This is a genomic window from Microbacterium sp. USHLN272 (assembly GCF_037149655.1).
GTDB lineage: Bacteria > Actinomycetota > Actinomycetes > Actinomycetales > Microbacteriaceae > Microbacterium > Microbacterium galbinum.
Genome location: NZ_JBBCRA010000002.1, coordinates 1 through 25,262, shown reverse-complemented (window position 1 = coordinate 25,262; position 25,262 = coordinate 1). Strand labels below are relative to the sequence as shown.

22 protein-coding genes and 1 riboswitch are annotated in these 25,262 nt (G+C 69.9%); of the genes, 19 read left to right on the top strand and 3 right to left on the bottom strand.

The window, feature by feature from the left end; genetic code table 11:
• The first annotated feature begins 20 nt into the window (after nt 1-20).
• The 6 genes from WFJ97_RS13415 (at nt 21) to pheT (ending at nt 6,966) form a co-directional block, all read left to right on the top strand.
• Complete coding sequence (locus WFJ97_RS13415; RefSeq protein WP_247625346.1) at nt 21-767, top strand: amino acid ABC transporter ATP-binding protein; 747 nt, start codon at nt 21-23, stop codon at nt 765-767.
• 42 nt (nt 768-809) lie between these two features.
• Nucleotides 810-1,727: a glutamate ABC transporter substrate-binding protein gene (locus WFJ97_RS13410; RefSeq protein WP_247625347.1), complete on the top strand. Its 918-nt coding sequence runs from the start codon at nt 810-812 to the stop codon at nt 1,725-1,727.
• A gap of 80 nt (nt 1,728-1,807) precedes the next feature.
• A complete protein-coding gene (locus WFJ97_RS13405; protein WP_247625348.1) occupies nt 1,808-2,455 on the top strand; it encodes an amino acid ABC transporter permease in 648 nt (215 codons plus the stop codon).
• Nucleotides 2,452-3,369 (top strand): amino acid ABC transporter permease, encoded by a 918-nt coding sequence (locus WFJ97_RS13400; protein ID WP_336641894.1) that lies wholly within the window; start codon nt 2,452-2,454, stop codon nt 3,367-3,369. The genes WFJ97_RS13405 and WFJ97_RS13400 overlap by 4 nt, the downstream gene beginning before the upstream one ends.
• A gap of 52 nt (nt 3,370-3,421) precedes the next feature.
• A complete protein-coding gene (pheS, locus tag WFJ97_RS13395) occupies nt 3,422-4,462 on the top strand; it encodes a phenylalanine--tRNA ligase subunit alpha (RefSeq protein ID WP_247625350.1) in 1,041 nt (346 codons plus the stop codon).
• Nucleotides 4,462-6,966, top strand: a complete 2,505-nt coding sequence (gene pheT / locus WFJ97_RS13390; protein ID WP_336641893.1) for a phenylalanine--tRNA ligase subunit beta — start codon at nt 4,462-4,464, stop codon at nt 6,964-6,966. Before pheS ends, pheT begins: the two co-directional genes overlap by 1 nt.
• A gap of 48 nt (nt 6,967-7,014) precedes the next feature.
• Here pheT and WFJ97_RS13385 read toward each other — a convergent pair whose 3' ends face one another.
• Nucleotides 7,015-8,157, bottom strand: a complete 1,143-nt coding sequence (locus WFJ97_RS13385) for an AAA family ATPase (RefSeq protein ID WP_247634402.1) — start codon at nt 8,155-8,157, stop codon at nt 7,015-7,017.
• An 84-nt stretch (nt 8,158-8,241) separates the two neighbouring features.
• On the opposite strand from WFJ97_RS13385, the gene WFJ97_RS13380 reads away from it, so the two are divergent.
• The 9 genes from WFJ97_RS13380 to argH all read left to right on the top strand — a co-directional run bounded on the left by WFJ97_RS13380 (nt 8,242) and on the right by argH (nt 19,252).
• Nucleotides 8,242-9,243: an NAD-dependent epimerase/dehydratase family protein gene (locus WFJ97_RS13380; RefSeq protein WP_336641892.1), complete on the top strand. Its 1,002-nt coding sequence runs from the start codon at nt 8,242-8,244 to the stop codon at nt 9,241-9,243.
• Between the two features lie 7 nt (nt 9,244-9,250).
• Nucleotides 9,251-9,344: riboswitch (TPP riboswitch) on the top strand.
• Nucleotides 9,335-10,183 carry a hydroxyethylthiazole kinase gene (thiM, locus tag WFJ97_RS13375; RefSeq protein WP_336641891.1) on the top strand — a complete coding sequence of 283 codons (849 nt, stop codon included), beginning with the start codon at nt 9,335-9,337 and terminating at the stop codon, nt 10,181-10,183. It overlaps the preceding riboswitch by 10 nt.
• Nucleotides 10,180-12,330, top strand: a complete 2,151-nt coding sequence (locus WFJ97_RS13370; RefSeq protein ID WP_336641890.1) for a bifunctional hydroxymethylpyrimidine kinase/phosphomethylpyrimidine kinase — start codon at nt 10,180-10,182, stop codon at nt 12,328-12,330. The genes thiM and WFJ97_RS13370 overlap by 4 nt, the downstream gene beginning before the upstream one ends.
• Before the next feature lie 225 nt (nt 12,331-12,555).
• Complete coding sequence (gene argC, locus WFJ97_RS13365; RefSeq protein WP_336641889.1) at nt 12,556-13,620, top strand: N-acetyl-gamma-glutamyl-phosphate reductase; 1,065 nt, start codon at nt 12,556-12,558, stop codon at nt 13,618-13,620.
• Nucleotides 13,617-14,774: a bifunctional glutamate N-acetyltransferase/amino-acid acetyltransferase ArgJ gene (gene argJ, locus WFJ97_RS13360; RefSeq protein ID WP_336641888.1), complete on the top strand. Its 1,158-nt coding sequence runs from the start codon at nt 13,617-13,619 to the stop codon at nt 14,772-14,774. The genes argC and argJ overlap by 4 nt, the downstream gene beginning before the upstream one ends.
• Entirely contained in the window at nt 14,771-15,670 is a 900-nt protein-coding gene (argB, locus tag WFJ97_RS13355) for an acetylglutamate kinase (RefSeq protein WP_247634407.1), read from the top strand. Before argJ ends, argB begins: the two co-directional genes overlap by 4 nt.
• Nucleotides 15,667-16,872: an acetylornithine transaminase gene (locus tag WFJ97_RS13350; RefSeq protein ID WP_247625359.1), complete on the top strand. Its 1,206-nt coding sequence runs from the start codon at nt 15,667-15,669 to the stop codon at nt 16,870-16,872. Before argB ends, WFJ97_RS13350 begins: the two co-directional genes overlap by 4 nt.
• The gene (gene argF, locus WFJ97_RS13345; protein WP_247956524.1) at nt 16,869-17,825 is read left to right on the top strand and encodes an ornithine carbamoyltransferase; all 957 of its coding nucleotides are present in this window, start codon (nt 16,869-16,871) and stop codon (nt 17,823-17,825) included. Before WFJ97_RS13350 ends, argF begins: the two co-directional genes overlap by 4 nt.
• Entirely contained in the window at nt 17,822-19,252 is a 1,431-nt protein-coding gene (gene argH / locus WFJ97_RS13340; protein ID WP_336641887.1) for an argininosuccinate lyase, read from the top strand. The genes argF and argH overlap by 4 nt, the downstream gene beginning before the upstream one ends.
• Before the next feature lie 36 nt (nt 19,253-19,288).
• Here argH and WFJ97_RS13335 read toward each other — a convergent pair whose 3' ends face one another.
• Entirely contained in the window at nt 19,289-19,873 is a 585-nt protein-coding gene (locus tag WFJ97_RS13335) for a DUF1349 domain-containing protein (RefSeq protein WP_336641886.1), read from the bottom strand.
• A 60-nt stretch (nt 19,874-19,933) separates the two neighbouring features.
• Here WFJ97_RS13335 and WFJ97_RS13330 point away from each other — a divergent pair, with 60 nt between their 5' ends.
• From WFJ97_RS13330 to WFJ97_RS13315, 4 genes are read left to right on the top strand one after another with little or no spacing between them, the layout of a single operon-like run.
• On the top strand, nt 19,934-20,578 hold the full coding sequence (locus WFJ97_RS13330) for a SatD family protein (RefSeq protein WP_336641885.1): 645 nt from the start codon (nt 19,934-19,936) through the stop codon (nt 20,576-20,578).
• Nucleotides 20,575-21,360, top strand: a complete 786-nt coding sequence (locus WFJ97_RS13325; RefSeq protein WP_336641884.1) for a hypothetical protein — start codon at nt 20,575-20,577, stop codon at nt 21,358-21,360. Before WFJ97_RS13330 ends, WFJ97_RS13325 begins: the two co-directional genes overlap by 4 nt.
• Before the next feature lie 28 nt (nt 21,361-21,388).
• Nucleotides 21,389-22,690: a tyrosine--tRNA ligase gene (tyrS, locus tag WFJ97_RS13320; RefSeq protein ID WP_247634412.1), complete on the top strand. Its 1,302-nt coding sequence runs from the start codon at nt 21,389-21,391 to the stop codon at nt 22,688-22,690.
• A gap of 45 nt (nt 22,691-22,735) precedes the next feature.
• A complete protein-coding gene (locus WFJ97_RS13315) occupies nt 22,736-23,530 on the top strand; it encodes a DUF4184 family protein (protein ID WP_336641883.1) in 795 nt (264 codons plus the stop codon).
• Here the strand turns inward: WFJ97_RS13315 and WFJ97_RS13310 are convergent.
• The gene (locus WFJ97_RS13310) at nt 23,515-24,816 is read right to left on the bottom strand and encodes a CoA transferase (protein WP_336641882.1); all 1,302 of its coding nucleotides are present in this window, start codon (nt 24,814-24,816) and stop codon (nt 23,515-23,517) included. The genes WFJ97_RS13315 and WFJ97_RS13310 overlap by 16 nt on opposite strands.
• Nucleotides 24,817-25,262: the final 446 nt, after the last annotated feature.

The window sequence follows — 25,262 nt, the reverse complement described above, 5'->3', positions numbered from 1 at the left end:
CTGGCGAGTTTGGAGAAAAGATGACCACCGGTAAAGCCCTTGTCGTGGTCGACAACGTGCAGAAGCACTACGGCGAATTCCAGGCTCTGACCGATATCGACCTCACCGTGAACGCCGGCGAGGTCGTCGTCGTGATCGGCCCGTCCGGCTCGGGCAAGTCGACCCTGTGCCGCACCATCAACCGTCTCGAGACGATCACCAGCGGGACCATCAGCATCGACGGCAAGGCGCTGCCCGCCGAGGGACGCGGCCTCGCCGAACTCCGTGCCGACGTCGGCATGGTCTTCCAGTCGTTCAACCTGTTCGCCCACCTGACGATCCTCGAGAACGTCACCCTCGGCCCGATCAAGGTGCGCGGCCTCAAGAAGGCCGACGCCGAGCGCGAGGCGATGGAGCTGCTCGAGCGCGTCGGCGTCGCCAAGCAGGCGTCCAAGCTTCCGGCCCAGCTCTCGGGCGGGCAGCAGCAGCGCGTCGCGATCGCGCGAGCGCTGGCGATGCATCCGAAGGTCATGCTGTTCGACGAGCCGACCAGCGCGCTCGACCCCGAGATGATCAACGAGGTGCTCGACGTCATGGTCGAGCTCGCGCACGAGGGCATGACGATGATCGTCGTCACCCACGAGATGGGCTTCGCCCGTAAGGCGGCCGACCGCGTGGTCTTCATGGCCGACGGTCGGATCGTCGAAGAGGCCACGCCCGAGGAGTTCTTCACCCATCCGAAGAGCGATCGCGCCAAGGACTTCCTCTCGAAGCTCCTCACGCACTGATCACCCCAGACCCTGCACCCACAGCACACGAAGGAGACGCACATGCGACGCACACGGACACTGGCAGGTATCGGAATCGCGGCGGTGGCGCTGCTCGCGCTCACCGCCTGCAACAGCGGAACCCCGTCGAGCACGGGCACCGGCGGCGGCGACGACGGCGGCGACGCCTCGAGCAGCACGCCCTGGACGGTGGCGACCGATGTCAGCCTCGACGGCAGCCCGACGTTCGACCGGATCTCGTCCAGCGGGACGATCAAGGTCGGCGTCAAGGAGGACCAGCCCGGGCTCGGCTACCTCGACCCCGTGACGGGCGAGCGCACCGGTTTCGACGTCGACATCGCACGCTGGATGGCCGCATCCCTCGGGGTCGACCCCGAGAAGATCGAGTTCCAGGCGATCGCCTCGGCGAACCGCGAGCAGGCGATCGTGAACGGTGACATCGACTACTACGTCGGCACCTACTCGATCACCGACAAGCGCAAGGAGCAGATCTCCTTCGCCGGTCCGTACTTCGTGACGGGCCAGGGCCTCCTCGTCGGGGCCGACAGCGACATCGAGAGCGTCGACGACCTCGACTCCTCGACCACGGTGTGCTCGGCCACGGGCTCCACGCCCATCCAGAACATCAACACCAACTACCCCGAGGTTCCCACCAAGGAGTACGACACCTACTCCAAGTGCGTCGAGGACCTCAAGAACGGCCAGGTGGACGCCGTCACGACCGACGAGGCGATCCTCATCGGCTACGCGGCTCAGGACCCCGACAACCTCAAGGTCGTCGGCGAGCCCTTCAGCGAGGAGCGCTACGGCATCGGTGTGGCGAAGGATGACACCGCACTCGTCGAGTACTTCAACACGCAGCTGACCGACGGCGGCGACGTCTGGGAGCAGATCTTCGAGAACAACCTCGGAGCCTCCGGAGTCAAGGCGACCCAGCCCGAGGTCGACCCGATCAGCTGATCCGAGCGGGGCGGCCGATATCCTCGGCCGCCCCGCCCCTCGGCAGAGCGTCGCGCCAATTCGAATCGACAGGAGCACCAGTGGGAGTCATCACCGACCACCTCGATCTCTGGGGGGAAGCGCTGTGGGGAACGATCGCGCTGTTCCTGGGTGGAGGTCTCATCGCGATCGTCCTCGGACTGATCGTCGGCGCGGCCAGAGTGTCCCCGGTCCCCATCGCACGCGCGGTCGGCGGCGTGTACGTGAACTGGATCCGCAACACCCCGTTGACCCTGGTCATGTTCTTCTTCGCGTTCTGCCTGCCGATCCTTCTCGGCGAACGCGTCAATTCCCTCCTGCTCGCGGTCATCGCCCTCGGTCTCTACACGGCCACCTACGTCGCGGAGGCGCTGCGCGCCGGTATCAACACGGTGCCCGTCGGGCAGGCTGAGGCCGCCCGGGCGATCGGCCTCAACTTCGGCCAGGTCATGCGCTACGTCGTCCTGCCGCAGGCGACCCGATCCGTCGTCCCCCCGATGATGAGCGTGCTCATCGCCCTCATGAAGAACACGACGGTCGCGGCGGGCTTCTCCGTCGTCAACCTGGGCACGATCCGCGCCGCACTCAGCGAGCGCGGCGAGAGCGCCCTGGTCGTGCTGCTGTGGGTCATGGTCATCTTCGTCGTGCTGGTGCTGCTGCTCGCCTGGGTCCAGCGAGTGCTCGAGAACAAGTGGAGGATCTCGCGATGAGTTCCGTTCTTTTCGACGTCCCCGGTCCCCGCGCCATCGCGCGCAACAGACTCATCGGAGTCGCGACCGTGCTCGTGGTGCTCGCCGTGCTCGGCTGGGTCGTGTGGCGGCTCTTCGCCACCGGGCAGTTCTCGGCGGAGAAGTGGAACATCTTCTCCTACTCCGCGGTCTGGGTCCGCTTCGGCGAGGGGCTTCTCAGCACGCTCGCCGCCTTCGCCGCGGCCGGCGTCGGCTCGCTCGTCCTCGGCTTCGTCCTGGGCATCGGGCGTCTCTCCGAGCACGCCTGGGTCCGGGAACCGGTCCGGTGGATCATCGAGGTGCTGCGCGCCGTCCCCGTGCTCGTCCTCATGATGCTGCTGTACTACGGCCTCCCCGTCGTCGGCATCAAGATGTCGCCCTACTTCGCGGTCGTGATCGCGCTCATCGTCTACAACGGCTCGGTGCTCGCCGAGGTGCTGCGCGCCGGTGTCGAGTCGCTGCCGCGCGGGCAGGCGGAGGCCGGGTACGCGATCGGACTCCGCAAGAGCGGAGTGATGTGGTTCATCCTCCTGCCGCAGGCCGTGCGAGCGATGATGCCCGTGATCATCGCGCAGCTCGTCGTCGCGCTGAAGGACACGGCTCTCGGGTTCATCATCACGTACCAGGAGCTGCTGTACGTCATCAACCAGATCGGCAACCAGGCGCCCTACGGCTCCCCGCTCATCCCGGCGGCGATCGTCGGCGGCTCCATGTACGTCGCCGTCTGCCTGGTGCTCTCCTACATCGCATACCGCCTCCAGCGTCGTACCAAGCGTTCGCCCAAGGCGGGAGATGCGGCTCCGGACCCGCGTCAGCACGCCGGTGAGACGAACACCGAGCTGATCACGCTGCAGCGCGGGACCGACAGCGGGCGAAGCGCGACCCCCGGAGCATGACGGTGGCGGGATCGTCCGATCCCGCCACCCCGCGCCGGTAGACTCGTTTCTCGTGTCCGAGACTCCAGAAATCACCCCGGAAGCGGTCGAAGCAGCCGTAGCCGCCGCCCTGGCAGCGATCAACGCAGCGACCGACACCGCCGAGCTCAAGGCGGCCCGTGCCGCCCACGTGGCCGACGGTTCGCCCCTCGCCGTCCTGAACGCCTCGATGCGTCAGGTCGCCCCCGAGAACAAGGCCGCCTTCGGCAAGCTCGTCGGCCAGGGGCGCGGTCAGGTCACGCAGGCGCTCGCCGCCAAGGAGGCCGAGCTCGCTGCCGCCGAGGTCGCGGCGCGCCTCGAAGCCGAACGCATCGACATCACGGCGGTGCCGTCGCGCACGCGCGTCGGTGCGCGGCATCCGCTCTCCCTGCTCCAGGACCAGGTCTGCGACATCTTCGTGGGCATGGGATGGGAGATCGCGGAGGGTCCCGAGCTCGAGCACGAGTGGTTCAACTTCGACGCGCTCAACTTCGACGTCGACCACCCCGCCCGCCAGGAGCAGGACACGTTCTACGTCGACCCCGCCTCGCGACACCTCGTCATGCGCACGCACACGAGTCCCGTCCAGGTGCGCTCGATGCTCGACCGCGAGGTGCCGATCTACGTGCTCTGCCCCGGGCGCGTCTACCGAACCGACGAGTTCGATGCGACGCACCTGCCGGTGTTCACCCAGTTCGAGGGTCTCGTGATCGACAAGGGCATCACGATGGCGCACCTCAAGGGCACGCTCGACCACTTCGCGAAGCAGCTGTTCGGTCCCGAGGCCAAGATGCGCTTCCGCACCAACTACTTCCCCTTCACCGAGCCCTCCGCCGAGCTCGATCTGTGGCACCCCACTTTCAAGGGCGGCGCACGGTGGATCGAGTGGGGCGGCTGCGGCATGGTCAACCCGAACGTGCTGCGTGCGGCCGGGATCGATCCCGAGGTGTACAGCGGCTTCGCGTTCGGCATGGGCATCGAGCGGGGACTCATGTTCCGCAGCGATGTGCAGGATATGCGTGACATGGCCGAGGGCGATGTCCGATTCAGCGAGCAGTACGGGATGGTGGTGTGATGCGCGTCCCGCTTTCGTGGTTGCGTGAGTACGTCGATGTGGCAGCGGATGCGTCCCCCGAGGACGTCCTCGCGGCACTGGTGACGGTCGGCTTCGAAGAGGAGGACGTGCACCGCTTCGACATCACGGGTCCCGTCGTCGTCGGACAGGTGGTCTCGCTCGAAGGCGAACCGCAGTCCAACGGCAAGACCATCAACTGGTGCCAGGTCGACGTCGGCGAGGCGAACGGCGGCGTGCGCGGCATCGTCTGCGGCGCCCACAACTTCGTCGCCGGAGACAAGGTCATCGTGACGCTCCCGGGCGCGGTGCTGCCCGGCCCGTTCCCGATCGCGGCCCGCAAGACCTACGGGCACGTGTCGGACGGCATGATCGCCTCGGCGCGGGAGCTCGGGCTCGGTGACGAGCACAACGGCATCCTCGTGCTGTCCGACCTGGGGATCGACGCCCCGGTCGGTACCGACGCGATCGCCCTCCTCGGGCTCGACGACGTCGCGGTCGAGATCAACGTCACGCCCGACCGCGGGTACGCCTTCTCCCTGCGCGGCGTGGCCCGTGAGTACTCGCACGCGACGGGAGCGGAGTTCCGCGACCCGGCCGAGCGGGACTTCGCCGAGCTGCAGCCAGGCACCGGCCATGTCGCGATCGTCGACGATCAGGCGCCCGTGCGCGGACGTGTGGGCGCGAGCGAGTTCGTGACCCGGGTCGTCCGCGGGGTCGACCCGTCCCGCCCGACACCTCCCTGGATGATCGCGCGGCTCTCGCTCGCGGGCATGCGCTCGCTCGGCGTGCTGATCGACATCACGAACTACGTCATGCTCGAACTCGGCCAGCCGCTGCACGGCTACGACCTCGACAAGCTCACGGGCGGCATCACGGTGCGCCGTGCTCGGGCGGGCGAGAAGATGACGACTCTCGACGGCCAGGAGCGCACGCTCCACGTCGAGGATCTGCTCATCACCGACGAATCCGGACCCATCGGCCTCGCCGGCGTCATGGGCGGCGGCACGACCGAGATGAGCGACACGACGACCGACGTCCTCATCGAGGCCGCGTCGTTCGATCCCACCACGATCGCGCGCACCGCACGCCGGCACAAGCTGCCCAGCGAGGCGTCCAAGCGCTTCGAGCGCGGCGTCGACCCGCTCATCCCGTTCGTGGCGGCCCGTCGTGCGGCCGACCTCATGGTCGAGCTGGCCGGCGGCACGCTCACCGACGAGGGGGGCGCGCTCTTCGCCGAGGTCTTCGTCGGCGAGATCGACCTGCCCGCAGGCTTCGTCGAGGGCCTGATCGGCGTCGACTACACCGAGGCCGAGATCACCGGCGCCCTCACCACGATCGGTGCGGAGGTGACCGCTGCCGAAGACGGGTGGACCGTCATCCCTCCGACCTGGCGTCCCGATCTGACCGACAAGTGGACGCTCGCCGAAGAGGTCGCCCGTATCCACGGCCTCGACCGCATCCCCTCGGTGCTTCCCACGCCGCCGTCGGGCCGCGGACTCACCGCGCACCAGCAGGGCCGCCGCCGGGTGGCGAACGCCCTGGCGTCCGCGGGCTTCGTCGAGACCCCCGCCTTCCCGTTCACGACCGAGGCGCAGAACGACCTCCACGGATCGGCGACGGGGGAGCACCTGCCCAGCATCCGGCTGGCGAACCCGCTCGACGGCCAGGCGCCGTTCCTGCGACGCTCGCTGGTGCCGGGGTTGCTCCAGACGGCGCACCGCAACATCTCACGCGGTCTCACCGACCTCGCGATCTTCGACACGGGCGCGGTGTTCCTGCCCGAAGCCGGGACGACCTACGGCACGGATGAGGTTCCGCCACTCGGGGAGCGCCCCTCGGAGGAGACCCTCGCCGAGCTGAACGCATCGATCCCGCCGCAGAACCGCTTCCTCGCCGCTCTCCTGACCGGGAACGCGACCCCGCGCCAGCCGGGACGTCCGGCCGAGGCGGCCGGGCTCTCGGATGCTCTCGACGCCGTGCGCGTGATCGCGACGGCCGCAGGCGTCGAGATCGACGTCGTGCAGAGCACGCGAGCCGCCCTCCACCCGGGGCGCACGGGCGACCTGCGCGTCGCGGATCGGGTCGTCGGCTACGTCGGCGAACTCCACCCCGCTGTCACCGCGGATGCGGATCTCCCTGGGCGAGCGACCGTGCTCGAGGTCGATCTCGATCTCGTGCTCGCCCTCGCGGGCGAGCGCATCGTCGCCGCATCGCTCTCGACGTTCCCCGCCGCGACGCAGGATGTCTCGCTCGCTGTGCCGATCGAGGTGCCGGCCGCGGATGTCGAGGCAGCACTCGCCGAGGGCGCGGGTGCGCTCCTCGAATCGGTGCGCCTGGTCGACGACTACCGCGGCGAGGGCGTTCCTTCGGGTTCGAAGAGCCTGAGTTTCGCGCTGCGTTTCCGCGCCGACGATCGCACTCTCACGGCGGCCGAGGCCAGCGAAGCCAAGCTCGCGGGCGTCGCCGTCGCCGCCGGGCGCTTCGGGGCGGCTCTCCGCGACTGAGCCCCACACGATCCCCTCGCAGGCACTGGCCGTCGCGCAGCGTTACCGCTAGCGCGACGGCCAGTGCCAGCTCGGACGCTCGAGCGGCAGCTGATCGCGCACACGGGTTCCGTAGCCGTTCGACTCGAGCTCGACGACCGACCCGCCCGCCTCGGCGAGTGCGCGGCGGAGGGGTGCCGAGTGGGTGACGACGATCACCTGCGTCTGGGACGCCGCATGAGCGAGCAACGAGCCGAGAGGGTCGATGAGGCTCTCGTGCAGGCTCGACTCGGGCTCGTTGACGACGAGGAGCGGCGGCGGGTCGGCGGGCAGCAGTGCCGCGCACCACAGCAGGTACCTGAGCGTGCCGTCGGAGAGTTCGGCGGCGTCGAGCGGACGCAGCAACCCGGGTTGCCGCAGCTGCAACCGGAACGAGCCGTCGGTGACGGAGATCTGCACGCGTGATCCCGGGAAGGCGCGGTCGACGGCCTCGTCGAGCGGAGCGCCGCGTCCGGCTTCCGTCGTCGTCGCCCACACGGCGGCGAGGTCGGAGCCGTCGTCGCTCAGCCAGCGCGTGCGGGTTCCGACCTGCGGCTGTCGCGCGGGGGCGGACGCGTCGGTGCGGAAGTGGTCGTAGAAGCGCCAGCTGGCGATCCGGGAGCGCAAGGATGCCGTCTCCCACCGCGCGGTGCCGTCGACGAGGTCGAGCAGCACGCTCTGCCCCGGTCCCATCGGCTGATCCACCGACTCCCAACCGTCGTCGCCCCGCACCCGCACCCCGCCGCGCTGACGATCGACGAACAGCGTTCCCGGCCGCGCGAACGGGCCGCTGAACAACTGTTCGCGTTTGATCTCCGGGTCGCGCGTGAAGAGGCTGCGCGCGTCGGTCTGCGGCAGGCCCAGGTCGATGAGGTACCCGACCTCGTCGGCGGCGATGCCGAGGCGCACCGAGATCGGTCGGGTACGCCGTGTGCCCTGGGCTCCCTCACCCTGCGGCGTCTCGGGGCCCGCCCACAGCACGCTGTCGAGGCCTCCCTCCCGTGCGACGGCGGCGACCGCGCGGCCGTGGCCGGTCGCTGCGAGCAGGCGCAACGCGCGGTAGAGGTTCGACTTGCCCGTGCCGTTCGCCCCCGTGATCACGGTGAGCGGATCGAGCGGCACGACGACGTCGACGAGCGAGCGGTAGCCGGAAACGGCGAGGGTCGTGAGCATGGCCCCATCGTGTCAGGCGCATCCGACACTCTGCTCTGAGCGGATGCGCTTCCGTCGGCGCGCCGATCCTGGTGTGCTGGTGTCATGACGAAGGCTCTGATCCTCGGCGGCACCGGATGGCTGTCGAGCCGGATCGCCCGCCGCCTCCTCGACGAGGGCGCCGCCGTGACCTGCCTCGCGCGGGGGACCCGCCCGGTGCCGCCGGGGGCGACGCTCGTGGTCGGGGACCGGACCGGCGCCGATCCGTACGCGGCGCTCGACGGCGAATGGGACCTCGTGGTCGACGTCTCGTCCTCGGCGCTCCAGGTCGCCCGGGCCGTCGACGAGCTCGGAGACCGCGCCGCCCGCTGGACCTTCGTGTCGTCCGTCTCGGTGTACGCCGACGACGAGACGGTGGGCGCCGACGACGAGACGGTGGGCGCCGACGAGAGCGCGCCGCGGCATCCGTCCTCCCGCGCGGAGGATGCCGACTACGGTGCGCAGAAGGCGGCGGCGGAGGATGCCGTCGCCGCACTGGGCGATCGGGCGCTGATCGTGCGACCCGGTCTGATCGTGGGCGAGGGCGACCCGAGCGACCGCTTCGGGTACTGGGCGGCGGCGTTCGCGCGGGCGGGGGAGCGACCGGTGCTGGTGCCGCCCCTGGCCGGCCGGACCGCGCAGGTCGTCGACGTCGACGACCTCGCCGCGTACGTCGCCTCCTCGCGAGCCGTCGGCGCGGTGAACGCGGTCGGCGACAGCATCCCGCTCGCCGACATGCTCGAGATCGTGCGCGGTGCCGCCGGACACACCGGCGGCGTGCGCGAGGCGAGCGAGGAGTGGTTGCGCGCGCGCAGCGTGGAGTACTGGATGGGCGTGCGCTCGTTGCCGCTCTGGTTGCCGGCCGACATGACCGGATTCATGACCCGTCGCAACGAGAGGTTCCTCGCGACGGGAGGCGCGCTGAGCCCGCTCGACGCGACGGCCGCACGGGTCGTGGCCGACGAGCTCGTGCGCGGTGTGGATCGTCCGCGCCGCGCCGGGCTCAGCCGCGCGGAAGAGGCGGATCTCCTCGCCGAGCTCGGCGGCCGATCACGGTCGCTTCGCTAGACTCTGGGCGAGTGACACGGGGTGCCGCATCCGCGGCTGAGATCACACCCGTCGAACCTGATCTAGTTCGTACTAGCGAAGGGATGTCGCAATGAGCGATCTTCTGCGTCCATCGTCCGCCCCCTCGACCGCGCAGTCCGCGGCCGAACTGCTCGAAGCGCTGCGCACGGCTGCGCCGTTGACCCACTGCATCACCAACGCGGTCGTCACCGGATTCACCGCCAACGTGCTGCTCGCGGTCGGAGCCGCGCCGGCGATGGTCGACATCGTGGGCGAGGCGGGGATGTTCGCGGGTGCGGCCTCCGGGCTGCTCGTGAACCTCGGCACCCCGACCCCGGAACAGCGCGCGGCGAGCCTCGAGGCGGTCGACGCGGCGACCCTCGCCGGCACTCCCTGGGTGCTCGATCCTGTCGCGATCGGTGTGCTCCCGGTGCGCACCTCCCTGGCGGGCGAGCTCGCCGAGCGTCGGCCGACGGCCATCCGCGGCAACGCGTCGGAGATCCTCGCGCTGGCGGGCATGAGCACGGGCGGACGCGGGGTCGATGCCACCGACGGCACCGAAGCCGCGCTCGACGCGGCCCGACACCTCGCTCGTCGCCATGGCAGCATCGTCGCCGTCTCGGGCCCCGTCGATCTGCTGACCGACGGCGAGCGGGTTCTCCGGCTGTCGAACGGTGACGCGCTCCTGACGCGCGTGACCGGAGGAGGATGCGCACTCGGCGCGGTGATGGCGGCGTTCCTCGGCACCGCCAGGGCGACCGGTACCGGAGCGCTGGATGCCGTCGCCGGGGGTTCTCTCGTCTACACGATCGCCGCGGAGGATGCGGCGGCGTCGGCGTCGGGGCCGGGCAGCTTCGCCGTCGCCCTGCTGGACGCGCTCGCCGCCGTCGAGCCGGCAGAGGTCATCGCTCGCGCGCACGTCGAGGAGGGAGCGCGGTGATCGCGGATCTCTCCCTGTACCTCGTGACGGACGCCGCCCTGTGCGGTGCACGCGGCGTCGTCGAGACCGTGCGGGAGGCGGTCGACGGTGGCGTGCGTATCGTCCAGCTCCGCGAGAAGGATGCCGAGCACTCCGACGTGGTCGCTCGCCTGGTCGAGCTGTCGCGCGTGATCGATGGGCGAGCGCTCCTCGTGGTGAACGACCGGCTGGAGGCGGCTCTCGATGCACGCGCGCAGGGCGCCCGAGTCGACGGGGTGCATCTCGGTCAGGGCGACGAGTCGGTGCTCCACGCGCGTGCGGTGCTGGGACCCGACGCGCTGATCGGGCTCACGGCGAACAGCGCGGCCCATCTCGCTGCGGTCCACGCATTGCCCGAGGGCACGGTCGACTACCTCGGGGTGGGAGTCATCCGCCCGACGGCGACCAAGCCCGACCACCCGCCGGCTCTCGGGATCGAGGGGTTCCGGGCGTTCGTCCGGGCCACCGCCCTTCCCTGCGTCGCGATCGGTGGCGTCGGCATCGACGACACCGAGGATCTGCAGTCCGCCAGCGCCGCTGGGCTCGCCGTCGTCTCCGCGCTCTGCGCCTCGCCGGATCCGCGTGCCGCGGCCTCCGAGTTCCGCGCGCGGTGGCGGCGGGGCGCGGTGCCACGGGTGCTGAGTATCGCCGGCAGCGATCCCTCCGGCGGTGCGGGGATCCAGGCCGACCTCAAGTCGATCGCGGCGAACGGCGGATACGGGATGGCGGCGATCGCCGCGCTCACCGTGCAGAACACGCGCGGCGTGCGCGATGTGCACGTGCCCGACGCCGCGTTCCTCTCGGCGCAGCTGGAGGCGCTGTCGGACGACATCGTGATCGACGCCGTCAAGATCGGGATGCTCGCGAACGTCGAGGCCGTGCGCGTCGTGAGCGCGTGGCTGGATCGGGTGCGCCCGCCGATCGTGGTGCTCGACCCCGTGATGGTGTCGACGAGCGGGGATCGTCTGCTCGACGCGGATGCCGAGGACGCTCTGGCCTCGTTGCTGCACCGCGCGCATCTCGTCACCCCGAACCTCGCGGAACTCGCCGTCCTCACCCGCCGGGAGATCGAGGGATGGCCCGCGGCGCTCGCCGCAGCCGAGGAGGTGTCGACCGAGTACGGCACGGCGGTGCTGGTGAAGGGCGGTCACCTCCCCGGTGATCAGGCTCCGGACGCGATCATCGACGTGCGATCCGGCTCACGGGAGGAATTCGGCGGCGGTCGCATCGCGACGGCGAACACCCACGGCACGGGATGCTCTCTGTCCTCCGCCCTCGCGACACGACTCGCCCGCGGAGACGACCTCACCGAGGCGGTGCGCGCTGCGCGGAGCTGGCTGCGCGAGTCGCTGCGGGAGAGCGGTGCCCTGCACGTCGGTGGCGGTCACGGCCCGGTGCATCACTTCGCGGGGCTCTGGGCGCGGGGCGGTGTGGGCACGCGACCGCTCCCGGAGGAGGTCGCCGAGGACTGGTGGCAGGGCATCGCCGGGATCCGGGCGGGCATCGACGGCCTCCCGTTCGTCCGCGGACTCGCCGACGGTTCCCTCCCCACGGAGGACTTCCTCTTCTACCTCGCGCAGGACGCGCTGTATCTCCGCGACTATGCGCGTGTCCTCGCCGACGCCGCCCGACTCGCGCCCACCCCGGACGAGCAGGTGTTCTGGGCGGAATCGGCCCGCGGGTCGATCCTGGGTGAACTCGAACTGCACGCCTCCTGGTTGACACCGGCGCAGGGGGTGGCGGCGGCCACGTTCGCCGCGGACGCCTCGCCGACGACAACCGCATACCTCGACCACCTGCGATCCGTGGCGTTCGGGGGTGACTATCCCGAGCTGATCGCCGCCGTGCTGCCGTGCTTCTGGCTCTACACGGACCTCGGCGAGCGTCTGCACGCGGGGGACTTCGGGGAGCGCGCCCGAGACCCGCAGCATCCGTACGCCACGTGGCTCGCGACGTATGCCGACCCCGCCTTCGCCGAGGCCACCGCCCGGGCGATCGCGTTCGTCACCCGGGCGGCGGCCGCGGCGGATGACGAGGCCCGCGCGCGCATGCGGCGTGCGTTCGAACGCTCCAGCGCTCACGAGCAGGCGTTCTTCCGTGCCCCGGGGGAGCGGGCAGCGCCTCGGTGACGTGACGGATTTGCGGATGCCGTCGAGGGCGCGCTATCGTCGCGACATGCCTTCGGCCGCTTCCGCTGTCTCGACGCTCGTCCCGAGCGCCGCTCCGGTGCGCCGACGCCGCGACCGCCGACGTTAGGCGACCCCGCGCTCCTGCCTGCCGATCCCGGCGGACGATGGTCGAGCACCGGTGTCGCCGCCCCGGTCCCCGACAGCCCCGACCGTTAAGGTAGAAGCATGACGTACTCCGTCGCCGTCTCCGGCGCATCCGGCTACGCGGGCGGCGAGATCCTCCGCCTCCTCGCCGCTCATCCCGACATCGAGATCCGCACCGTCACGGCGCACTCGAACGCCGGACAGCCGCTCGTCCAGCATCAGCCCCACCTGCGCTCCCTCGCGCACCTCACCCTGCAGGACACCACACCCGAGATCCTCGCGGGTCACGACATCGTCGTGCTCGCGCTCCCGCACGGACAGTCCGGGCAGTACACGGATGCGCTGGGCGACGTTCCGCTCGTCATCGACGCCGGTGCCGATCACCGTCTGACGTCGCAGGACGCCTGGGACGCGTTCTACGGAGGCACCTTCCACGATGCCTGGACCTACGGCGTGCCCGAGCTCCTCGTCGACGGAACGAAGCAGCGCGAGCGCCTGCGCGGTGCCGCACGCATCGCTGCTCCCGGCTGCAATGCCTCCACCGTCAGCCTCAGCCTCGCCCCCGGGGTCGCCGCCGGTGTGATCGACCCGGGCGACATCGTCTCGGTGCTCGCGGTCGGCCCCTCCGGTGCGGGCAAGAGCCTGAAGACCAACCTGCTCGCCAGCGAGGTCCTCGGCACCGCGAACCCCTACGCCGTGGGCGGCACCCACCGGCACATCCCCGAGATCCGGCAGGCGCTCGCCGCAGCGGCGCCCGCGAGCACCGGCGCATCGGGCGACGGCATCCGCATCTCGTTCACCCCGGTGATCGTGCCGATGTCGCGGGGGATCCTCGCGACGTCGACCGCGCCGATCGTGCCCGGTGCGTCCGACGCCGACATCCGCGCCGCCTGGCAGAACGCCTACGGTGACGAGACCTTCGTGCAGCTGCTGCCCGAGGGCGTGTTCCCGCGCACCGCCGACGTGCTCGGTGCGAACACCGCGCTGATCGGTCTCGCGATCGACCGTGCGGCGAATCGGGTCACGGTGGTCGCCGCGGTCGACAACCTCGTCAAGGGGACCGCCGGCGCCGCCATCCAGTCCATGAACATCGCGCTCGGCCTCCCCGAGGACCGCGCGCTCTCAGTGAACGGAGTCGCCCCGTGAGCGTCACCGCCCCCGCAGGTTTCGAAGCGGCAGGCGTCGCCGCCGGCCTCAAGTCCACCGGCAAGCCCGATGTCGCCGTCGTCGTCAATCGTGGCCCGCGCAAGGTCGGCGCCGCCGTGTTCACGAGCAACCGCGCCAAGGCGAACCCGATCATCTGGTCGCAGCAGGTGATCGCCGATCGCGTCGTCGAGGCGGTCGTGCTCAACTCCGGTGGCGCGAACTGCTTCACCGGAAGCTTCGGATTCCAGACCACGCACCAGACGGCCGAGAAGGCCGCGGAGCTGCTCGACATCAGCGCGGGTGACGTGCTCGTGTGCTCGACCGGGTTGATCGGCACCGGTGACGAGGTGTTCCGCGCGAAGGTGCTCGCCGGCACCGAGCAGGCCATCGCCACGCTGTCCGCCGACGGCGGCGACGCCGCGGCCCAGGCGATCATGACGACCGACACCGTCGCGAAGACGGCGGTCGTGCAGGGCGACGGATGGACGATCGGCGGCATGGCGAAGGGCGCGGGCATGCTGGCTCCCGGACTCGCCACCATGCTGGTCGTGGTGACGACGGATGCCGACCTCGAGCCGCTCGAGGCGGATGCCGCGCTCCGCGCAGCGACCGGCACCACGTTCGACCGGCTCGACTCCGACGGATGCATGTCGACCAACGACCAGGTCACCCTCCTCGCCAACGGGGCGAGCGGGGTGAAGCCCGACCTGGATGCGTTCCGCTCGGCGCTGCGCGAGCTCTGCCAGGAACTGGCGGTCAAGCTGCAGGGCGATGCGGAGGGCGCGAGCCACGACATCACGATCGAGGTGCGCGGCGCGGTGTCCGAGCAGGATGCCGTCGAGGTCGGCCGTTCGGTGGCCCGCAACAATCTCTTCAAGGCGGCGATCTTCGGCAACGACCCCAACTGGGGTCGGGTGCTCGCCGCCATCGGCACGACGTCCGCGCAGTTCGACCCCTACGACGTCGACGTCTGGATGAACGACGTGCGCGTGTGCACCGCAGGCGGTCCGGATCGTCCGCGCGAAGATGTCGACCTGACGCCTCGGGCGACGAACCTCGTCATCGACCTGCGTTCGGGCGAGGCATACGCCACGATCCTCACGAACGACCTCACCCACGACTACGTGCACGAGAACAGCGCCTACGCCTCATGACCGACATCCAGGACACTCCCGCCGAAGAGGCGGCGCAGAAGGCGACGACGCTCATCGAGTCGCTGCCGTGGCTGAAGAAGTTCCGCGACCAGATCGTCGTGGTCAAGTACGGCGGCAACGCCATGGTGTCGGACGAACTGCAGGACGCCTTCGCGCAGGACATCGCGTATCTGCGCTATGTCGGCGTGCAGCCGGTGGTCGTGCACGGCGGCGGCCCCCAGATCTCCGACATGCTCGGGCGCCTCGAGATCCCCAGCGAGTTCAAGGGCGGGTATCGCGTCACCAACACCGAGGCGATCGGCGTGGTGCGCATGGTGCTCACCGGCCAGGTGAACCCGCAGCTGGTCACCAAGATCAACTCCCACGGCCCGATCGCCACGGGGCTCAGCGGTGAGGACGCGGGCCTGTTCGGCGGTCGCCGTCGCGGGGTCATGGTCGACGGTGAAGAGGTCGATCTGGGGCGGGTCGGCGACGTCGTGCAGGTCGATCCGACGGCGGTCATCGATCATCTGGTCGCCGGGCGCATCCCCGTCGTGTCGAGCATCGCGCCCGATCTCGACCACCCGGGGCACTCCCTCAACGTCAACGCCGACGCGGCGGCGGCTGCGCTCGCGATCGCTCTCGGCGCCCGCAAACTCGTGATCCTCACCGACGTGCCGGGACTCTACGCCGACTGGCCGAACCGCGATTCGCTCGTGTCCCATCTGACGTCGACGGCCCTCATCGACATGCTGCCGAGTCTCGAGTCGGGGATGATCCCGAAGATGCGCGCCTGCCTCGACGCGGTCGAGGGCGGAGTGGACGCCGCGGCGATCATCGACGGACGCGTGCCGCACTCGGTGCTCGTCGAACTCTTCACCAGCAAAGGAATCGGAACGGAAGTGGTGGCAGGATGACCATCTGGCAGGACGACGCGCAGCGCGACCTCGTACTCAACGCGGGAGCGCGCCTGGCGCTGCTGACGCGTGGCGAGGGCTCCTATCTGTGGGATTCCGAGGGCCGACGCCACCTCGACTTCCTCGCGGGGATCGCCGTGACCTCCCTGGGCCACGCGCACCCGGTGTTCGTCGAAGCGGTCTCTCGCCAGGCCGCGACGCTCGCCCACGTCTCGAACTACTTCGCGACCCCCTCGCAGCTCGCGCTCGCCGCACGCCTCAAGCGTCTCGCGGGGGCCGGGATCGACGGTCGGGTGTTCTTCTCGAACTCCGGCGCCGAGGCGAACGAGGCCGCGTTCAAGCTCGCCCGTCTGCACGGCGGTGCCGAGCGTCCGCGCATCATCGCCCTCGAGAACGGCTTCCATGGCCGCACGATGGGCTCGCTCGCGCTGACCGCGAAAGAGGCGATGCGCGCCCCGTTCGAGCCGATGCCCGGCGGCGTCGAGCACATCCCGGCGACCATCGAGGCGCTCGAAGCCGCGATGGACGATCGCGTCGCGGCGGTCATCGTCGAGCCGATCCAGGGCGAGGCCGGCGTGGTCGAGCTTCCCGAGGGCTACCTCGCCGCCGCCCGCTCACTGACGCTCGCGCACGGAGCGCTCCTCATCGTCGACGAGATCCAGACCGGTGCCGGGCGCACCGGCGCCTGGTTCGGGTTCAGCCATGAGGGCATCACCCCGGATGCGATCACGCTCGCGAAGGGGATCGGCGGGGGCTTCCCGATCGGCGCGCTCGTGACCTACGGTGCGGCGAGCGATCTGTTCACCCCCGGCTCGCACGGATCGACCTTCGGCGGGAATCCGCTGGCCACCGCGGTGGCGGATGCCGTGCTCGCCGAGATCGAGGACGCGGGACTCGTCGAGAACGCCGCCCGACGCGGAGAAGAACTGCGCGAGACGATCCTCGGACTGGAATCGCCGCTGGTCTCGGGTGTGCGCGGTCGCGGTCTGCTGATCGGCGTCGCCCTCACCGAGCCGGTCGCGGGTGCGGTGGTCGCTGCGGCGCAGGAGCGCGGCCTCATCGTCAACGCGGCCAATCCCGACACGGTGCGCATCGCGCCCGCTCTCACGATCGGCGACGCCGAGATCTCCGAGTTCCGCGAGCTGTTCGCGGCCACGCTCTCCGACGTCTTCGCGACGCTCCCCGGAAAGGTATCCGCATGACCCGCCACCTGCTGCGCGACGATGACCTCACGCCCGCCGAACAGGCCGAGATCCTCGATCTCGCGATCGAGTTGAAGAAGGATCGGTGGGCGGACAAGAGCCTCGCCGGACCCCAGACGGTCGCGGTGATCTTCGACAAGTCGTCGACCCGCACCCGTGTCTCCTTCGCGGTCGGGATCGCCGACCTCGGCGGATCGCCCCTCATCATCTCGACCGCGAGCAGCCAGCTCGGCGGCAAGGAGACCCCCTCGGACACCGCGCGGGTTCTCGAGCGCCAGGTCGCCGCGATCGTGTGGCGCACCTACGCGCAGTCGGGGCTCGAAGAGATGTCGGCGGGCACCCGAGTGCCCGTGATCAACGCGCTGTCCGACGATTTCCACCCCTGCCAGCTGCTCGCCGATCTGCTCACGATCCGTGAGCACAAGGGCGAGCTCGCGGGGCTCACGCTGACGTTCTTCGGCGATGGGCAGAGCAACATGGCGCACTCCTATGCGCTCGCCGGCGTCACAGCGGGCATGCATGTGCGCATCGCCTCTCCCGCCGACTACTCGCCGCGGGCGGACGTCGTGGAGGCGGCCGACCGTCGAGCGGCCGAGACCGGTGGGTCCATCACGCTGTACACCGATCCCGTCGAGGCTGCGGCCGGCGCCGACGTCGTCGTCACTGACACGTGGGTGTCGATGGGCAAGGAAGAGGAGAAGATCGCGCGCATCCGTGATCTCGGCGGCTACAAGGTGACGCCCGAGACGATGACGCTCGCCGACTCGGAGGCGATCTTCATCCACTGCCTTCCCGCCGATCGCGGATACGAGGTCGACTCCGAGGTCATCGACGGCCCGAAGAGCGTCGTGTGGGACGAGGCCGAGAACCGCCTGCACGCACAGAAGGCGCTGCTGGTGTGGCTGCTGCGGAAGAACGGCTCGGCATCGGCCCTCGCCGGAGCATCCGCATGAGCGGCGCGAAGAGCGACGGCACGAACGAGGGCGCTCTCTGGGGCGCCCGGTTCGCGACCGGTCCGTCACCCGAGCTCGTGGAGCTGAGCCGGTCGACGCATTTCGACTGGATCCTGGCCCCGTACGACATCGCGGGTTCGCATGCCCACGCCACGGCCCTCGAGGCGGCGGGCTACCTGGAGCCGGAGGAGGCGGTGCGCATGCACGCGGGCCTCGACGCGGTCGCGCGCAAGGTCGCCGACGGCACGCTGCTCCCGGCGCCGACCGATGAAGACGTTCATGGCGCGCTCGAGCAGGCGCTGATCGCCGAGCTCGGCCCGGAGCTGGGCGGACGCCTGCGCGCCGGCCGCAGTCGCAACGATCAGATCGCGACGCTCGTGCGCATGTACCTCATCGACCACGCGGCGGTGATCGCCCGTGACATCCTGCGGGTGATCGACGCGCTCGTGGCGCAGGCCGAGGCGCACCCCGAGGCGATCCTGCCGGGGCGTACACATCTCCAGCACGCACAGCCCGTGCTGCTGGCTCATCACCTGCAGGCCCACGGCTGGCCGCTGGTGCGCGAGCTCGAGCGCCTGGTCGACTGGCGTCGACGGGCCGGCGTCTCGCCGTACGGCGGGGGAGCGCTCGCGGGTTCCACGCTCGGTCTCGATCCGTCGCTCGTCGCCTCGGAGCTGGGGCTCGATCGTCCGGCCGAGAACTCACTCGACGGCACGGCCGCACGCGACGTGGTCGCCGAGTTCGCCTTCGTGACCGCGATGATCGGTGTCGACATCTCGCGCCTGTCAGAGGAGATCATCCTCTGGAACACGCGCGAGTTCGGCTTCGTGACCCTCGACGACGGCTACTCGACAGGCTCGAGCATCATGCCGCAGAAGAAGAACCCCGACATCGCCGAGCTCGCGCGGGGCAAGTCGGGGCGCCTCATCGGAAATCTCTCGGGGCTTCTCGCGACGCTCAAGGGACTGCCGTTGGCCTACAACCGCGATCTGCAGGAGGACAAGGAGCCGGTCTTCGACTCGGTTCGCACCCTCGAGGTCGTGCTTCCCGCTTTCGCCGGCATGATCGCCACGCTGCGTTTCGACACGGGTCGGATGGCGGCTCTCGCACCGCAGGGCTTCTCGCTCGCGACGGACGTCGCGGAGTGGCTCGTGAAGCGACGGGTGCCGTTCCGCGACGCGCACGAGATCTCGGGTGCGCTGGTGCGCGCCTGCGAGGAGCAGGGGATCGGTCTCGAGGACGCGTCCAACGAGCTGCTCGCCGGCGTCTCCTCGCATCTGACCCCGGAGGTGCGCGAGGTCCTCACGATCGAGGGCTCCGTCGCCTCGCGCACGGGGATCGGTGGAACCGCTCCGGTGCGCGTGGCCGAGCAGCGCGCCGAACTCGTCGCCCGCGCACAGGCCGCCGCGCACGCGCTCGGCATCTGAGCCGGGCTCCGGCCTCGGTGGGCCGGAGCCCGGTGCTCAGTGCAGGTCGGTGTCGGCGGGCGTCCGCGTCCATCGGGAGAACCGCACGGCGAGTCCGCTGCGCGTCGGCCCGGCGAGGAACGGCCCGGCGGATGCCGCGGCGTCGCCGTCGAACGGGGCGACCCGCACGAGTCGCCACGGGCCGTCGGCCGCGCGGGCACGCACGATCAGGGCATCCGCCCACCGGCTCACACGCACCGTGACCTCGGTGTCGAGCCAGTCGTCGACGTACCCGACGGACCAGTCGGAGCGGATGGCGGTGACGACGGCGCCGAGGCCGAGGTGCCCGTCGGCGTACTCGAGGCCGGCTTTCATCCAGTGCTCGTCGTCGATGCGCACGAACACGCCGGCTTGATCGAACTCTCCGGTCCAGGGCGCGTCGAAGGTGACCTCCATGGCTTCGCCGACGGCGAGCGGGGCGAGGAGCGCGTGCTCGGTGTCGTGGACGAATCCGTAGGCGGTGTGCCGCCAGGCATCGCTTCCTTCGACGGCGGTGGCGATGAGCTCTTGTCCGCTCTCGGTCGAGAGGGGAGGATGGGTCCAGGTTCCGGCGCTCCACGGGACGTTCTGCGATTCAGGCATATCTCGAGAATATAGCCAATAAAGGCATGACTCAAGAATATGCGTGATACGGTTATACACATGGTCATCGCCGTGATCGCCGACATCGTCGGCTCCCGTTCGCTGAGCGACCGCGGGGTCGCCCAGCGTCGACTCGACGACGCGATCGCTCAGGCCGAGCGCGATCGCCCGCTGGCGCTGCAGCCCCTCACCCCGACGGTGGGCGACGAGCAGCAGGCCGTCTATGGCGATCTCGAGGGGGCGATGACGTCGCTCCTGATGATCCATCTCGCGCTTCCCGACGGCATCGGGTTGCGGTTCGGGCTCGGTGTGGGGGAGGTCCGCCGCGTGGATTCCGCGCACGGAGCGCTTCCTGACGGGCCGGGATGGTGGGCTGCACGGGAGGCGATCGACCTCGCCCACGAGCGCGAACGACGAGCGGTCCCGCGCTCGCGCACGTGGATTGTCGGTGCCCCCGGTCAGAATGAGGTCATGGAGTCGACGATCGCGGTATCGAACGCCTACCTCCTCGTCCGCGACGAGCTGGTGGGAGCGATGAGCGAGCGAGAGCGACGGCTGACCTACGGTCGCCTGGTGGGCCGCTCCCAGCAAGAACTCGCCGAGATCGAGGGCGTGACCCAACCCAGCGTCTCCAAGGCGCTGCGTCGGGCCGGAGCCCAGGCGCTCATCGACGGCCTGGCGACGCTGCGCGGTGACATCGCATGATCCTCGCCGGCTTCCTCCTTCTCGCGGTCGGTGCCGTCGACCTCGTGCGGCAGTTCGCCGCGCGCCGCTGGATCGGTTATCTGGTGGTCGCGGTGCTGCTCCTCGTGCTCGGCAGCGTCGGCGACGCGCTGCTCCCGATGCTGGCTGCGCTCGTGGTCGGTGCGCTCTGGGTGTGGTGCATGCCCGACGACCGTCCATCATCCGCCGGGTTCTGGCCGGCCGTGCTGCTCGGCATCGTCAGCGTCGGCGCCGTGGTCACTCTCCCCGAGCGCTCGGGCGCGGGCCTGATCGGCGAGGTGTGGCACCTCGATTCGCCGGTCGGCGCGATCTCCTTCGATCTCGCCGTCCTGGTGGTCGGTGCGGCGGCGTTCCTCCTCGAATCCGCGAACCTCGTGGTGCGCGCGGCTCTCGACGGCGAACACACCTGGCGCCCGGTCGAGCGCCGAGAGCTCGAGCCGACCCCCGCCGATGCGGAGCGGGCCGACGGCGAGTCATCGGCATCCGCATCCGAACCGACGGCGGCGATCGATCGGCGCAGTGCATTCCAGGGCGGGCGATTGATCGGCCCCCTCGAGCGGATCCTGGTGCTCATGCTGACCCTCGCTGCGGCGTACCCGCTTCTGGCGGCGATGCTCGCGGCCAAGGGCATCGTGCGATTCCCCGAGATCTCGCGCGGACGCGAGACCGGTGCGCGAGCCGAGTACTTCCTGGTCGGCAGCCTCGTCAGCTGGGTGATCGCCCTCGGCGCGGCGTTCCTCGTCTGGTGGTCGGCGAACGGGTGAGGCATCCGGCGCTGATAGCCTGGAAAGCGTGTCTGATCCCGCTCTGACGACTGCGACGCCGGCGATCGACCCCACGTTCGAGAACGTGTGGGACGAACTCGTGTGGCGTGGCCTCGTCCACGTGTCCACCGACCAGGAGGCGCTGCGCGCCCTGCTCGCGGGAGACCCCATCACGTATTACTGCGGGTTCGATCCCACGGCACCCAGCCTGCACCTGGGCAACCTCGTGCAGCTGCTGACGCTGCGCCGCATCCAGCTCGCCGGTCACAAGCCGCTGGGGCTCGTCGGAGGGTCGACGGGGCTGATCGGCGATCCGCGCCCGACGGCCGAACGCACACTGAACACGCGTGAGACGGTGGCCGAGTGGGTCGATCGTCTGCGTGCTCAGGTCGAGCGCTACCTCAGTTTCGAGGGCGACAACGCCGCTCGGATCGTCAACAACCTCGACTGGACGGCGCCGCTCTCGGCGATCGACTTCCTGCGCGAGGTCGGTAAGCACTTCCGTGTGGGCACGATGCTCAAGAAGGACGCGGTGGCAGCTCGCCTCAACTCCGACGAGGGCATCAGCTACACCGAGTTCAGCTACCAGATCCTCCAGGGCATGGACTTCCTCGAGCTCTACCGCCAGTACGACTGCGTGCTGCAGACCGGCGGTTCCGATCAGTGGGGCAACCTCACCAGCGGCACGGATCTCATCCGGCGCTCCGAGGGGGCGTCGGCGCACGCGATCGGCACCCCGCTGATCACGAACAGCGACGGCACCAAGTTCGGCAAGAGCGAAGGCAATGCGATCTGGCTGGATGCATCGATGTGCAGCCCGTACCGCATGTACCAGTTCTGGCTGAGCACCGCGGATGCCGATGTGATCGAGCGTCTGAAGGTCTTCACCTTCCTCTCGCGCGCCGAGATCGAGGAGTACGCGGCACTCGTCGAGTCCGAACCGTTCCGTCGCGCCGCGCAGAAGCGCCTCGCGCTCGAGGTGTGCGCGACCGTGCACGGCGTCGAGGCGACGGCGGCGGTGATCGCGGCATCCGACGCGCTGTTCGGTCAGGGTGACCTGACCGCACTCGATGCGGCCACGCTGCGGACCGCGCTCGAGGAGCTCCCGAACACGACCGTCGCGCTGGGCTCGCCAGTGGTCGAGGCACTCGTCTCGACCGGTCTGGTGTCGAGTCTCTCCGAGGCGCGGCGTGCGATCGCCCAGGGTGGCGTCTCGATCGACGGCGCGCGCGTCGAAGACGAGAACGACACGGTGCGTGGTGGTCTCCCCGGTGGGGTCTCCGTGCTCCGTCGCGGTAAGAAGACCCTGGCCGGCGTGTTCATCGCCTGACGGTTCCGTGCCGTCGCGCCTCGGCGCCGACACCGAGGAGGACGGATGCCGTTCACACCCAGCCACGCGCTGGTCGCACTTCCGTTCGTCCGGACGCCGCTCGTGCCGGCGGCGATCGCGATCGGGGCGATGACCCCGGACCTTCCGCTGTTCCTCCGCGGCGTGGGACTGAACTACGAGTTCACCCACACCGCGGGGAACGTGGTCTGGACCGCGCTCCTCGCGTTCGTGCTCTTCCTCGTGTGGCGCGTCGTGCTGCGTCCGGCCGTGCCGGAGCTCGTTCCGGCATGGGTCGCGCGGCGGCTTCCCGAGGGGTGGAATCGCTCGGCGTTCGCGGCGGCGGGGGAGGCCGTGGGAGTCGGTGGGCGTCGGGCGTACCCGGTGCTGCTCGCTGCATCGCTGATCCTCGGAGTGATCTCGCACATCCTCTGGGACCTCTTCACGCACGAAGGGCGTACCGGCGTCGAGCTGGTCCCGGCGCTCGACGAGATGTGGGGCCCGCTACCGGGTTACAAGTGGCTACAGCACGGATCGAGCGTGATCGGGCTGGCGATCATCGGAATCTGGGCGCTGGTCTGGGTGCGGCGTCGGCCGCCTCGACCCACCCTGGATCGCCGCGTGCCGCAGGGTGTGCGCGTCGCCTGGTGGGTGTCGCTCCCCGTCGTCCTGATCGGATCGTGGATCGTGGGACTGTTGATCTGGGGTCCACTCGACGCGGAGTTCACCGCGCAGCACCTCGCCTACCGGGTGCTGCCTCCGGCCTGCGCGATCTGGGGAGCGGCCACGATCGTGCTGTGCCTCGTAATCGCGATGCGCCGCTCACGTCACCAGCGCGGCTGATCCCGTCCCCAGGGTCGCGGGGCTGCGAAGTCGAATCCCGGAATCGCCGAGCCGACGGTCACGATGCTCCGCCCGACGGAGAACCGCGTCGTATGGCCTGAGCCGTCGATCGTTCGCTCGGCGGCGAGGACATCGTGTCGTGGCAGCCCGAGCAGTTCGGCGGCGATCCGTCGCAGCGAGGTCGAGATGATCCAGCTTCCGCCCTCGAGCTCCCGCCGGCGGAGAGCGACGCAGACGGCGGCGGCCAACAGGTATCCCGCGCTGTGATCGAGCGCCTGAGCAGGGAGCGCACCGGGCGCACGCCCATCCCGTGACTCGATCCACGAGATGCCGGACTCGGCCTGCACCAGACTGTCGAATCCCGCCCGGTCCGGATGCTCGCTGCCCCAGGCACTCAGTTGGGCGATCACCAGGTGCGGATGCCGACGCGCGAGCGCGTCCGGATCGAGCCCGAGGCGCGCGATGCTCGACGGGCGGTATCCGAGCACGACGGCATCCGTGGACGACAGCAGCTCCTCCATCTGCGGGGAACGGGCATCGAGGAGAGCCGTTCGCTTCCCATGACCGGTATCGAGGTGCTGCCACTCCGGTTCGGGCAGATGCGGAGGATCGATGCGCAGCACGTCGGCACCGAGGAGGGCGAGCGTGCGCGTGCACACCGGTCCGGCGACGACGCGTGTGAGATCGAGCACGCGGTAGCCCGCGAGCGGAGCGTCGGGTGACCGGGGTCTCGACAGGTCTGCAAGCGACGGGCGGGTGCCGTCACGCGACACCTCGACGAGTGCTGTCGTGCGCAGAGCACGATCGACCGCGGGACGTTCGTGCTCCACGACGACGGCGAGCCCACCCGCAGAGGCGATCTCACGGGCGGCGTCGACCGCGGTGATACGGGCGAGAGCGGACGCCACGTCCGTGGCGTCACCGTTCGGCGCGACGCCGAGGCCGCGACGCAGGGCAGCCGCGTGATGCGGGTAGTTCCCGTGGGTGCGGAGCCAACCGTCGGCGGTCGACCAGAAGCCGGAGAACGGCGACCAGACCGGGGGCGTGGAGCCGTCGATCGTGAGGAGGCGATCGCTCCGATACGCCAGGGCGATGCGCTCGAGGTCGATCGTCCGGAGGTCGCGTCCCGCTACGGCGCTGATCGCCGCGACGCTGGAGCGGGCGAGTTCGTCCGTCGCGAGCCGAGAGGAGAGGGGGACGGTGCCCCGCGGTTCGGGGGCATCGGCGTCCACCGGGGGAGTGATCGCCAGATCCTCGAAGACGCGTCGCAGCAGTGAGGTGGGCATGCGCCGAGCGTAGTCCCGGCGCGTCGCGGGCGGGAAAACGCCTGTGACCGGGACGAAGGCGATCCGAGAGCCCCGGCGACACGCCCGAGCGGTGCGTCCCGATTTGCCAGAACCCCGGAAGCCACGTAACTTATTACTTGTTCGCCCCACAGGGAAGCGGAGAAAGCCTAGAGCTTCACCCCCCTCAAGCGGAGAACGACTCCCGATCCACTCTCACTTGAGAGAACAGGCGCTTGCGTCTAGGATGGGAGACTCACCTCTTCTACAGCTTGTCTGGCTGTGCAGCGGATCACTGATCTGCTCGACACGCCGACTTGACAAGCCGGATGAGATGGGTAAGATAGAGAAGTTGCCCTTCGGGCCTGGTTGTGATGACTGGGTCGTGGGAGCATCCGATCCTTGAGAACTCAACAGCGTGCACTTGTCAAATGCCAAATAACCTCGAT